This is a genomic window from Flavobacterium commune (assembly GCF_001857965.1).
In the GTDB taxonomy this organism is placed as follows: Bacteria; Bacteroidota; Bacteroidia; order Flavobacteriales; family Flavobacteriaceae; genus Flavobacterium; species Flavobacterium commune.
This window is the reverse complement of record NZ_CP017774.1, coordinates 1,719,248-1,732,846: the sequence shown is the minus strand read 5'-3', so window position 1 is coordinate 1,732,846 and position 13,599 is coordinate 1,719,248. Positions and strand designations below refer to the sequence as shown.

The 13,599-nt window shown below is 34.7% G+C and carries 8 protein-coding genes; all 8 read right to left on the bottom strand.

What is annotated here, in order from left to right; genetic code table 11:
- Positions 1 to 36 precede the first annotated feature (36 nt).
- Entirely contained in the window at positions 37 to 969 is a 933-nt protein-coding gene (locus BIW12_RS07205) for a hypothetical protein (RefSeq protein WP_071184498.1), read from the bottom strand.
- Positions 962 to 1,426, bottom strand: a complete 465-nt coding sequence (locus tag BIW12_RS07200) for a DUF6932 family protein (RefSeq protein ID WP_071184497.1) — start codon at positions 1,424 to 1,426, stop codon at positions 962 to 964. Before BIW12_RS07200 ends, BIW12_RS07205 begins: the two co-directional genes overlap by 8 nt.
- A 192-nt stretch (positions 1,427 to 1,618) precedes the next feature.
- Positions 1,619 to 2,278 carry a GIY-YIG nuclease family protein gene (locus BIW12_RS07195; RefSeq protein ID WP_071184496.1) on the bottom strand — a complete coding sequence of 220 codons (660 nt, stop codon included), beginning with the start codon at positions 2,276 to 2,278 and terminating at the stop codon, positions 1,619 to 1,621.
- 238 nt (positions 2,279 to 2,516) lie between these two features.
- The gene (locus BIW12_RS07190) at positions 2,517 to 4,952 is read right to left on the bottom strand and encodes a sugar-binding domain-containing protein (protein ID WP_071184495.1); all 2,436 of its coding nucleotides are present in this window, start codon (positions 4,950 to 4,952) and stop codon (positions 2,517 to 2,519) included.
- A gap of 36 nt (positions 4,953 to 4,988) precedes the next feature.
- Positions 4,989 to 8,507: a malectin domain-containing carbohydrate-binding protein gene (locus BIW12_RS07185; protein WP_071184494.1), complete on the bottom strand. Its 3,519-nt coding sequence runs from the start codon at positions 8,505 to 8,507 to the stop codon at positions 4,989 to 4,991.
- 58 nt (positions 8,508 to 8,565) lie between these two features.
- Positions 8,566 to 11,298, bottom strand: a complete 2,733-nt coding sequence (locus BIW12_RS07180) for an alpha-d-galacturonidase (protein WP_071184493.1) — start codon at positions 11,296 to 11,298, stop codon at positions 8,566 to 8,568.
- A 125-nt stretch (positions 11,299 to 11,423) separates the two neighbouring features.
- Positions 11,424 to 12,317 (bottom strand): sugar phosphate isomerase/epimerase family protein, encoded by an 894-nt coding sequence (locus BIW12_RS07175; protein WP_232227176.1) that lies wholly within the window; start codon positions 12,315 to 12,317, stop codon positions 11,424 to 11,426.
- A gap of 87 nt (positions 12,318 to 12,404) precedes the next feature.
- Positions 12,405 to 13,553 (bottom strand): sialidase family protein, encoded by a 1,149-nt coding sequence (locus BIW12_RS07170; RefSeq protein WP_071184491.1) that lies wholly within the window; start codon positions 13,551 to 13,553, stop codon positions 12,405 to 12,407.
- Positions 13,554 to 13,599 lie beyond the last annotated feature (46 nt).

The following is a 13,599-nucleotide window of genomic DNA, read 5'->3' as shown; positions in this document are numbered from 1 at the left end:
ATAAACATTTCTGATAGCCACTAACTAACTTTAGCCTCATTCAAGAATTTTTGCCAACTCAAATGATGCTTTCTCTTCTTTAGTAATACTGTTTTTAAGAGTATTTTTAATAATTATCGCAGAAAAATTTTCTCCAATTTGAAATTCTTTTATTTTATCTAAAAAAGACATCGGAAATGAAACCTTAAAAAGTTTACCTCCATCTTCTTCGATTTCAAGCTGTCCTTTTAGACTTTGCATAACCAATGTGCCTGAAATTTCGATTTCTTCAGGAGTAATGGTTTCTATTTTTGAAATAGAATTATTAAGTTGCTTTATTCTATCAAAGTTTCCTTCCCATTTAAAAACTTTTGAATTTGGTGAAGACCATTCTAAATCAAATTCTAAATGGTTATTAATACTTAAGTTTAATATTTTATTTAATTTTTTAATTCCTGCTCCACCATACTTTTCAGACTTATTCATTAATTCAGAATCATTATGCACATTTAACAACTCAAAAGTATTAATTAAAGCATTCTCTATCATACTATTACCAAATAAATCAGGACTATTGTTACCAGTAACTAAAATATGTGTTGAACCAGGGACTAATCTATCGAAGCGTAAATCTACAGTGTTTTTAATCGAGGTTAATATTTTTGCACCACCTTTATTACCATATTGATATTTCCTAGATGACTCTATAATACAATCTGATAAGCTTTTAGCAAACTCACCCAATAAATCTAAAGGTAGCTTCCCTACTTTTGCAACTTTACCTTTTAAGCGTATATCAATAATTTCTTTTTCTCTTTTCTGTTTTTCGAAAGCAAGATTAGAACGCAATTCTATCATTTGTTCTAAGGTATTTTTCACCATACCTTTATTGAACAAACTATTTGGATTGCCTTTAAGCAAATTCTCATATTTCAATAAAGTATCTTCCGAATTTGCTAATAATTCCTCTATACGTTCTATACTATACATCTTTTGGCAATTGTATTTTATATATTCCTTTGCTATTTATTTTTCTTGTATCAAAGCCATATGTTGTTATCCATTTTTGCTTTTCAATTTCATCATTTCTATCTATAAAATAAACATCTACTGAATATCTGGCTTTAACTATTTCTCTATTTAGAAACAATTCTTCAAATAACTTCAGTTTTCTATCATTTAAACTGTTTATTTCACTTTCGTCTAATAAAAAAACAACATCTATGTCTTCTGGTTCAGGTTTAAGAGTCGAAAATGATCCATCTATCCAAAGTTCTGCATTTAAACCTAAATATGAAAACTCACTTAAGTAAGCATTTAAGCGATTTATCAATTGCTTTCTTTGCTCATTTTCTCCAAAAGGCTCCAAAAAAATAACATCTAACTGCCACAAAGCAATCTCTTTAAACCCATTTCCCAACAGAGGCTCGTATTCTCTTTTGTACATTTTATTGACAAATTAGTTATGTAATTTACACCTTATTTTAATATTATTTAGTTAAAGTACTGCAAATTTAAATCCTTATAAGTTATAAACAAGCAAAACATTTCTTACTATGATAGAAAAGTAATAAAAATTAGACCTTCATATTTACAGAAATATAACAATCTCGATTATGAACCTTATATATTTCACCAATTACATATAAAATGGAAAACTTTTATAATCTACTATATGAAACTTCTCTTTATCTAATTCAAGGAACTTTGTTATTAATTGATCAATATCATCTTCATTAAGTAAAAACCACTCTCTACGAATTAATTTTGATGAAAGCATTTTATGTATTTCTTTTTCTAATTCCTTATAATGCTTAGTTATAATGTAAAATCTCAAACGAATTTGATTGGGTGACATCGTTCTAATAGCCTTCAGTCTTGCATCTAGATTCTTAGTAAAACCTATTTTATATTTATCTATATTACTAACATTAACAACGTACATTCCAGAAAATCTTGAAGTATGGTATTCAACAATTTTTATCATTCCACTACCTTCATAATAAATTTTGGATTTATAAGAAACTATTCGTGGAGACTCTCTTTCGATAATTCTAAAATCTAATTCTTTCAATAATTCCAATGAAGGCCAATAGTTATAGTCATCTTCATCATTATCTACATAATTTTCAAGTAGTTCATTTGGTATTGTGCAAATTTTCTTTGCTCTAGCATAGCCTCGATCGAAACCTTCTCCATCTTCATGAAAATTTCTAGCCTCCTGTTCTGAAGTTGATATAATAAACCAATTCTCAATATTACAAGGAGTCGTTACCCAATATATATTCTTATTTTGCATAAATTAGACATAGTATTGTTTATATAATGGCAAAAGAGTATTTAATAAATTGACACACTAATATAGCACTAATTTTATTACAAATAACAACCTGAAAGATAATTATCAAATTTGCTATCTAAAACGATTTTTCACATAAGTATATGATTAACCCAAAAACAAAATTAGAAGAATAAATTCATAAAAAAACTCCATTATTACTAATGAAGTTTTGAATACAATTATTTTTTTAAGATATTTATTCTACTTTAATACTCACAGTACCTAAGCTGATATTTCCTGCTGTAGTAGCTTCAAGAGTTATGTTTTCTGCTTTTTTATTCGATTGCAAAATCACTACACATTTTCCATTATATAATTTTCGATAATCGGCTTTAAAAGGTTCTAAACTGGCTTGGTAGCCATTGTCAACACCAACAATTTTAGCACCACCAGAAACTTTAAAGTTAATTAGATTATCGGCTTTTGGAAGTAGATTTCCGTCTTTGTCCTGCAAAGAAACCGTTACGTAAACCAAATCATATCCATCGTTTTTAATACTCGTTTTATCCGACTTCAAATCGATTTTAACTGCTTCGCCAGCGGTATGAATTTCGGTTTCCTTCACTATTTTACCCTCTTTTCTGGAAATCGCTTTCAAAGTTCCTGCTTCAAAAGGCACTTTCCAGGCAATGTGCAATTCTTCTCCTTTTTTAGCTTTCGAACCTAGAGATTTGCCGTTTAACAATAATTCAACTTCATCAGCATTGTTGTAATACGACCAAACATCAATCATTTGACCCTGTTTCCAGTTCCAATGTGGCAATAAATGCAACACATCTTTATCACTCCATTCGCTTTGGTACATATAATACACATCTTTAGGCAAGCCCGCCAAATCTACGATTCCAAAATACGAACTACGTGCAGGATACGGATACGGATCAGGTTCGCCCAGATAATCGAAGCCTGTCCAAATGAAAGTCCCCGCCATAAAATCCTGTTTTTTGATAGTTTTCCAGTTTTCTTCATGTGTCGTTCCCCAGTAAGAAGCAATATTATCATAAGCCGTAACCGTTAAATCAGCATTGCCATCAAAAGGGGCATTGTGTTTTGTTGGCCACATTCTTATGGAATCAGTTGGCATATCATAATGACCACGGGTTTCCAGTGCCGAAACACTTTCGGAAGCAAGTATTTTTTGTCCTTTAAATTTGGTTGGGAAATCTTTATAATCTTCGTGCTTGTAATTGAATCCCAATAAATCCAAAGCGCCCGACTGATAAATGAAATTTTTCTCAATAACATTCTCGGTCAAAGCACTCGTAACTGGACGAGTGGTATCCAGCGATTTTACGATTTGAGCCAGTTCTCTGGTAATAGCAATTCCAGTACTGTCAAATTGTTCCCTGATTTCATTCCCAATACTCCACATCATTACCGAAGGATGGTTGCGGTCTCTTTTGATAAAATCTTCCAGATCCTGTTTGTGCCAAGCATCCCAGTCTTTATGGTAATCATTGGTGACTTTTTTCTTTTTCCAGACATCGGTAAACTCATCCTGAACAATAAATCCCATCTCATCACACAGCTTCATCATTTCCAAAGAATGCGGATTGTGCGACATTCTGATGGCATTGGTTCCCATTTCTTTCAGGATTTTCAATTTTCTTTTGACAGCATGAATATTCTCCACAGCGCCCAAAGCACCGTTATCATGATGCAGGCAAACGCCTAATATTTTGGTAGGTTTTCCATTTAACGAAAATCCTTTTTCGGCATCGAAATTGAAATAACGAACTCCAAGCGGTGTTTCATAAGTATCAACTACAGTCGAACCATCATAAACCTTTGTTACTATCTTGTATAAATACGGATTCTCAGTATCCCAAAGAATTGGGTTTTCTATCTTAGTGTTTTGTTTAACTTGTAAAATTGAATTTGCTGGGATATTTCCATCAGAGATTGCTTTTGCAACTTCAACATTATTCTTATCTAAAATTGTCGAAACTAACTTAAAAAGTTTATTGGTCCCCAAACCATTTTTCACGTCAACATCAATATCAACAATAGCTTTATCTTTGGTGATTCCACGCGTAGTTACATACGTTCCCCATTTTGCTACGTGAAGTTTTTCGCTGGCAACCAATCGCACATTTCTGTAAATTCCGGAACCGGTGTACCATCTGGAATTGGGTTGTGCATCGTTATCAACTTTTACAGCGATGATGTTTTTCTGGGTCCCAAAGTTCAGGTATTGTGACAATTCGTAGGCAAATGAAATGTATCCATTTGGGCGCATTCCTAACGAATGTCCATTAATGAATACTTCGCTGTTTTTGAAAACGCCGTCAAATTCAATCGAAACGTTTTTGTTCTTCCAATCTTCGGGAAGTGTAAATGTTTTTCGGTACCAGCCTTTTCCTGCCGGCAAAAATGCCTGAGCCTGTTTGGTTGGATTATCTTTATTAAACGCACCTTCGATACTCCAATCGTGCGGTAAATCTAACGTACGCCAATCATTCGCATCAAAATTAGCCTGTATTGCCGTTGGATAATCGCCTAATTTAAAATTCCAATCCGGATTAAAATCAGCTATTATTCGGCTTTCTTTTTTTGTTGATGCACAGGCAACCAAGAACAACAACGCAATTGCTATTGTTCCTTTTTGTAAAACACTTTTATGTAAATTCATAAATCTATTTTCTTTATTCTTTTTTCTATTCTCTACTTATTGAAACTCAAAAGATTCCAAACGCAATCCTTTCATGTTATCCGATTCAATTCTGATTTTATATTTTCCAGCATTGATATAACCTCCCGAAGTGGTATTTAAAACCTTCCATTTCTCTGTAGGCGCCGGAAATTCAATTTCATCATTTCGCATCAAAATTCCGTAAGCATCTTCGATAATCAACTTCACCTTTATCGGTTCGGCATTCATATTCATGTATCTAAAACGCATCAGGTATATATTAGCAACACCAGGATTCACTTCAAATTCGATACTATTTGGTGTGTTTTTTGCAAATTCAACATAATCACTCGACTTGAAATTTCCTTTTACCGTTCCCCCACCTTTTATTTTAGCATCTTCTGCTTCGAATTTTAACGAAGGTCTGTCGTCTTTAACTTTTCCCAAATCGGAAGTTGGGACAACCACAATAGTAAATGATGGCGTACCATCGCCTTTGTTACCAAAAAATACGGTTTCTCCTTTTTTTACTTCTTTTTCGAAAATAGTAAAAACATCTCCGTTACTGTTTTTTGCAGTTGCTTCTGATTTTTTATAATCAGCAAGCCAAGGCAAAGTTGTTTCTATTTTCGAATCTACTAAAACTGAAACCGTAGCTTCTTCTTTCGAAATAAAAGAACCCGTAACATTATTTTCATTTGAAAATTGAATATAATCGGCAGCATACAACGCAGCTGGTAATTGTGTAAAAGTCACATCAGAATTTAAATATTGTTTCGAATTGAGATTTAACCAAGATGCAATTTCAAATGAAGCATTAGTTACAACATCCAAAATATTCTTTGGCGAAGGCGCAGCTGCTTTCACTGATTTGTCTTTGGTAGCAATCGCAATCGCAGAGATAATTCCTTCTCCCGAACTTACTTTTGGAAAATCAATTACTAACTTACCATTTTTACTTCTCACCGTGAACGTTTTTTTCACTGCTTTTGAAAAACCAACTTCACTCCAAATATCAAAATCTTTAAGCATTACATTATCATTAATTGCCACATCAAATACGCGCCAATCTTTGCAATCCAATCCGCCGCCAGTCCCGTACCAAGGCTCAGAAAAATACAAATCGACTAAATATTCACCATCAGGAACAGGAAATTCATATTTTAATTTATCCATTCCGTAACGGAAAGTTTGAAATAAAGCATCATTTTGAGTCCCATCAACTAAATCAGAAGTAGATCGCTGACTTGCAAAATAAGCAGGTAAATTTTTAAAATCATCTGTCCAGGAAACGGAACCCCAGGTATTCGCTTCGGTTTTATGAACATCAGCTGACCATACATTTCCGTCAGTATCTTTGAAATCAGGACCGCCACAATTGACACGATAAATGTAATTATAGTTCGCTTTTGAAGAAACGATTTCTTCTTTTGAACTTAAAGATTTCAAATGAGGCGCTTCAGGCAAATTGTTCAAAACAATATAATCCTGAGCTACTTTTTTACCATTTACATAACCTACAGCATACAACACATTGTACTGAATATTGACTTTATTCCATTGAAAATGTTGTCCTCTTCCTGGGTTTTTCAATTTCCCTAAAGATTGATTGTTGACATCATTAAACAATTCAACCTCATCACAATTCGAATAGACATCAATTCCGTTTTTAACTCCAGGAGCTTCCCAACGATTCGGCCAGGTGTGCGAAACAATATAGACCATTGGATTGGTTTTATTCGATGCATAATTGGCGCGGTACATATAATACGCATCCAAAGGCTCGCCCCAAATGCTAAACAACCCTTTGTAATTAACGGGTCCCACCTGATCGATAGCTCTGAATCCTTCGCCATTTTGTTCACGCCCCGGATTTTCATGCGAAGCAAATAACCAGTTGTATTGTCCTGCAATTTTATCTTTTACCGATTCAGCTTCACGGATTTTAATTTCCATTAACTGCGAAAAACGGTTTTCACTAAGAATTCCTTTTTGCGCAAATTCACCTTCGCTGTGCAAATCATGTGAACGCCAGGCACCGTATTCTCCGTTCAATAATTGCGTACTCATTTCGACAGCATAGTTAAAGGGATCTCCTCCGTAAGTTCCGGACCAGTTTTGCACCACATTCCAGTCGGTTCCTTCACCACCATTACAAGTTGTTACCTTGCGTTGTGAAGAAGCAGTTGGATCCATTTCACGAATGATTTTTGTACACTCTTCCGCAAATTCTTTTGGGATGGTACTTTCATTTTGTAATCCCCACAAAACTACTGATGGATTGTTACGACGTTCTTTAATCCATTCGCGCAATAAAGTCTTGAAGTTTTCTTTGAATTCCGGAGTATCGTACCAAATATGCGCCGAAAACTGACTCCAAAACAAAATACCACTTTCATCCAATAATTCCTGATATTTCAAATTGTGCGGTTGGTGTGCTTCTCTAAAAGAGTTGAATCCAGCCGCTTTGATTTGTTCAATTCTGGCTTTTATTTGGGTATCCGAAAAAGCATGACTTTGCCCTAATTGATGTTCATATTCACAAGTTCCATTAATAAATACGGGTTGATCATTAATAAAAAATCGCTTGTCATTGCCCGGTCTATCCACTGGCCAGGAAACCCAACGAATTCCATAAGGCGTCGTAATTTTATCTAAAACTTTATTTTTTTCTAAAATAGTAGTCGAAAGTGTATACAAATACGGACTTTCTGGCGACCATAAATTAGGATTCTTGATTTCAGGCAAAGTCTGTTGAATTTCTTTAGTCTCTTTCGAAAACAAAACAGAACTCTTAGCCGAAGCTACTTCTTTTCCATTTTTATCTAAAAGTTTATTGACAACAGTAATTGTTCGATTCGGACTGCTGTAATTTTGAATTTCAGTTGTAGTGTGTAAAATAGCCTGTTCTTTAGAAACCGTTTTGTCATTCCAAATGTGAATTCCAAAAGGCGCTATTCGAACATCATTTGTAATGACTAAGGTTACCGGTCTAAAAATCCCCATCGGTTGTGAACCTTCTGAAAATCCCCATTCGCCAGAACAACCACCACAAACCCAAGGTAAATCGGCAATAAAAGCAGGATGAGCTGCTTTGACCACAATTTTATTATTCGAACTGTATTTTACTGCATCAGTAATATCCAACGTAAAAGTGGTTCGACCTCCTTTGTGCTGACCAACTTCTTTTCCGTTTACCCAAACCGTAGCGTAACTGCTCACTCCTTCAAAAAACAGAAACAGTTTTTTCCCTTTTTGTTGTTTGCCAATTTTTAAATTTTTCGAATACCAGGCCGTTCCGTGCAAGTTACCATGTTTCATTTGGCGAAAGCCTTCATATTGATCCCAATTGTGAGGAACATTTACCGTTTTCCAGTTGGCATCAGCATTTGAATCTTGCGCAAAATCCTGTTTTGCTTCTGGATGAGAATCCACCATAGTGGTTTTCCAACCCGCATTCAACGAAATCTCTTTACGAAATGAAGTTGCTCTTTCTTGAGTTTGCGCCCAGGAAACAGTAGTTATAAAAAATAGTATATAAATTAATCTCTTCATTTTTTATGTATTTAACCCTTTCAAAGTACACTCTGAAAGGGTTTGAAATTTTCTATTCTTAGTAAAACAACCAGTCTACTGCTTCTTTTTCGCCAGCATCTATAAAGCCCACATCACGAGGTTCAATTTTTTGATTGGCATCAATGAATCCTAAAATCAGGACTCTTCCTTTACCTAAATTCAGTTGGTTTTCACCCGCTTTAAAAGTATAAGTATGAATATTTACCCTTGGTAATTCTTTTAAATTCATGGCATTCGCCAAAATTACCTCGGCTTCTCCCATTTCATTTCCGGCTGCATTTGTTTCTAAACTTGGAGGCAATAAAAACCTTTTTTGATCAGAATTGAAATAACCCACTACCAATTTTACCGGAGTATCATTCTTGAATTTTAAAGTTGTTCCTTCAGTGTTTTGCTGATCTTCAACGAATGAAATTCCTTTTAGGTTTTTAAGTTCCGGAGCTACTTTTATCAATTCTGAAATTGGCGTTCCGTACACTTTTGTTCCTTCTTTAACAGCGTAAGAATTTGATTTTGGACTTAACATAGTAACACTAGCCGTTTTCCAAGGCGTAACTGTTTTTTGTTTTACTTTTCCGTTTTTAGCATCTTTTAAAAGACTAATATTTCTTTTTAAATTAGCAAGTTCACGCTCGTAATGCGGTAACAATTCAGCCCAGGTTTTGTTGTTCCCGTCATCACCTCCAATAGGAATTCTACGTTGAGCAGTTTGCATACTATTAGCATACAAATAAGTATCTTTTGTCAATTTCACCAACTCTTCAAAGTACTCCAACGATTTTTCTAAATGCGGAACGGCTTTATCTAAATCGGCAATATCATTAGAATAACTGTATCTTAAAACTAACAAAGCCGCCTCAACTTTTTCAGAAAAACAATTTGCGAATGCATTGTAGCAATAGACATCATTTTTCAAACGATTAAATTCGTCTTTTTCCTTAGTAACCGAAAGAGTCGCTTTGTCAATGGCTTCGACAGCTATTTTTCCGTGTTGTACAATTTCTTTGATAATCTGCGTTGGTGTTTCACCAATATGCGGCTGTTTATTCCATTCTTTTTTAGCATATTCCAGAAGCAATTCGCCTACAGGTCCACAAGACTCATGGAATCCCGGATAAACACGCCATTTAGCCGGATTAACCAATTGGCTTTCGAACATTCCTAACAATAAAGTCTGACGGTTTCCTTCGGTAATTCCGAAACGTCTTAAGGTTTTAGGAGCAATTTCGCCTATTTGTTCATAAGCTTCTAAGATATTCTTTCCTGCTTCTGAATCTGTTCCATATTTTTTAGCAAATTGATTGTCCCAGTAACCAATTTCCTGAGTACGGTCTCTTTTACTGTCCCAGGCGTATCTTGCCCAGGCTTTGTACCAAATCCAGTCCCGATCCATTTCCATTAATCGTTCTCCCGTTTTGGTTTTATCAGCTGTATAAGGCCAGTCCCAATATGATGCCTGAGGATACAAATGCAGTGCATTTGCTCCATGAATATTATGCATTGCTTTTACTGTTTTTTGGATAAAATCTGGAGAACCATATCTAAAAGGCTCCAAATTTGCCAAAATATGCACATTTTCAATATGAATTGATCCTAAAGAACTCAATTGTTTGTGAGTTTCTCCCCAAGGTCCGCCTGGTGTATAAGTAGTCAACGATTCCCCAGTATACTTACTCATGGTGTATAAGTTTTTATACAATGGCAAAGCTTTCGCCATTACCGCTGGAGCATCTGTATCGTGTGAACGTAGGATAATAGGCGGTTCTTCGGTTTTTCCTAAGGCTTTCAAACCATCCTGAACACCTGGAAGAATTGTATTGGTAAACCAATTCACATCATCTTCAACCGTATTCATTGCTTCTCCTAAACAAACTAATAGACCAACATTTGGGTATTTTTCAATAAATGCAGTGATTGATTTTTTAGTATAATCGGCAATCAATGGCGTAATAACACGTTCTCTTTCCTGAGTTTTAAGATTATAATGATCCGCAAAAGGCTTAGAAAGAATAATGTTATAAAACATCTGAATCACCCAGATTCCTCTTTTATTAGCTTCTTCAGTTAGGAATTTGAAGACTTCTTCATTTTTCTTAAAAGTTTCGTCACTAACCTCAACCGCAAATGGATACTCTTTTAGTTTTACCAAAGAAGCAAATGGATGTCCGTTCCACAAATACAAAGAATTCATACGGTTTTCGACCATCATATCCAGGTATTTTATCCAAAGGGCTTTATCATAAAACCAAGGAAAAGATTCCGGAGTATACGGATATTCATAAACGCCACGACCTTCAAGATAAGTGGTTTTTTGCATCCCAATACAAGTTCCTCTCAATACCATTTCCGGGCTGTCCTGAATGGCTATTTCCGATGGGATTTTGCCTTCTTCTTTAATGCGATTGGCTAATTCTAAAGCGCCATACAAAGCACCAGAAGCATCAGTACCTTCAATGTAAATTATGTTCTTTTGAGTACTAATTTGAAAACCTTCTTTCTTGGTTAATTGACTATCATCAATTTTAGCATTTTTAGAATTTTGTTTCCAAAAATCAGTTCCTTTTTCGCCAATGATAATTACTTTATCTTTTGATTTTTTAGGTGCTTTATCAGCAAAAACTACTTTGAATCCTTTTGCTGTTGCTATTTCTGATAATTTTTCGGCACCAAATTGTGCTCTTGGTGCATTGGCATCACGAACAATGGTAACATTTTGCGCTGATGCAAAAGTAACACAAAGTGCTAAAAAAAGTAAGCTTAAATATTTCATTTGTATTATAATTTTTGTTTTGCCACAAAGACGCAAAGACTCAATTTTTTTAGAAGCCAATAATTTATTAAATCCGTTGAACTTAAATTTTCTTTGTGACTTTGTGCCTTCGTGGTATTTAATTTTTAATTCTGAAAAATTTTCTTCAAGTAAGCGACATTCGCTCCGTAATTGGCTTTTACATTATGTACATCCGTAGTATCACGGGAACGTTCCACAATAAGCCAGCCTTTCCAGTTCATCTTATCTAAAGTCGACTTGATTTTATGCATATCAATGGCTTTGTCATTTTGCAACCAAAAACCATCGGTATTGGAAGCATGAATTTGGGCTAAGTATTTTTTTCCTAAAATTTTAAGCTCAGCCGAGATATCCTTTTTATTTTCGATAGCATTCGAAAAATTGAATGAACTCTTGATGCTTTTACAACCAATATCTTTTAGTAATTTTTTCTCTGCAGTAGCATCTAGTGAAGTTTCGATAGCGATTACTCCTCCTATTTTAGCTACTTGTTTGCCAGCCCATTGCAAACGTTCAATAATAATTGGACGCAATTCTGGGAATTTTTTCAAATCACATTGTGTTCCTAATGGCAAATAAGCCACTTTTACATTCATAGTTTTCATGGCATCAATACAATCCTTAACCATTCTTTTTACGGTTTCTCTTTTTGCAAAAGATTGTCCGTAAAATCCAGACATAGCAATGGATGAAATCCCAACATTAAATTCTTTGGACTTATCCTTGAATTTTTTCACCTCAACAGGGTCAGCCAGTTTACTATCAAAAGTTTCACGATTGCCCAAACCGCCCATGTCTAGTTCGATTCCATCTGCTTTAATTTCACTCGCCAACTGAAATGAACCTAGCTTTTGTCTTTTTAAGATCATCCAGTCGCAAACTGCCACTTTGTAACGTTGATTTTTTGAGGTTTGAGCAAATGCAATATTATTAAACGTACTACTCAAAACAGCAAGAACTATAATAAGTGAATTTCTTTTTAAATAAGTTAATTTCATATTATTAGTTTTTACCATTAAGACAATAAGAAAGTTAAGATGAATCCTCAATGAAACTTACTATCTTAATGGTTAAATTTTTGATTTTTATTCTTCTTCCGCTTTAACAGCTTTGACCACTTTATTTTCTTCTCCAGGCCAAATACCATTGTTAATTGGTAAAGCTTTTAATTTTTTAGGATCTACTTTTACGTATTTCAATTTTTGACGTCTCCAGGTGTAAACAATATGCACCATTCCGTCTTTACTCTGTATCATCGAAGGATAGGAATATTGACTAATATTCGAATCTTCTAAAACCAATGCTGCTTTCCAGTTGATTCCATCATCAGAAATAGAAACATTCAACGGTGTTCTAGGTCCTTTAGCTTCTGTTCCTGGAGGCAAAACGTGATTGTAAACCAATAAATGTTTTCCATTTTTCAAAGTCACAGCATCGGTTCCTGAGTTGTTATTGGGTAAACCAATTAATTCTACATCAGTCCATGTTTTTCCGTTGTCTTTAGAAAAAGTACTGAAAATAGCTCTGTTTTTAGTTCTTCCAATTGCCTGAATGCTTCCATCTTTATGAAACAAAATACTTGGCTGAATGGCATTGATTTTTTGCTTTCCTCTTGAAATGGTATCTCCCATTACCCATGTTTTTCCAAAATCAGGAGTTGATTCCATACGCAAATGCCAGCCATTTCCTTCGGTGCTTGAAGGCAATAATAATGTTCCGTTACTCAACAAAACTGGTTTGTTTTTGATTGGCCCCAAAAAATCTTTACTCGGCATATCAATCTTGTCAGACCAGGTTTTTCCTCCGTCAGAAGAAGTTCTGTAAACTCCCCACCACTCAGATGGTTTTGGTCCTATTTTATAAAACAACATCAAATCACCTCCCGGAATTTGGTACAAAACAGGATTCCAGGTTGGAAATCTTGTTCCATCAGGCATTACTCCATCGGCAACTTTAACACCTTCATTCCACTTATCACTTCCCTTAGGTTTTATAGCTACATAAATACAAACATCAGGATGTCTTTCGTGCGTACCACCAAACCAAGACGAAACTAAATCTCCATTAGTTGCTTCTACAATTGTTACGGCATGGCAAGAAGGATAAGGTGCTTTATCGTATATAAACTGATCTACTAAAATCCCCTCTTTCCATGTCTTTTTTTCCAAAGCCGATTTACAACTTGCAAAAAGTATTACGGTTAAAACGAGAAGGCTTGTTTTTAAGGTTTTCATATGTTACTATTTATTGTTTTTTTTAAGGTCATATGTAATTCACATA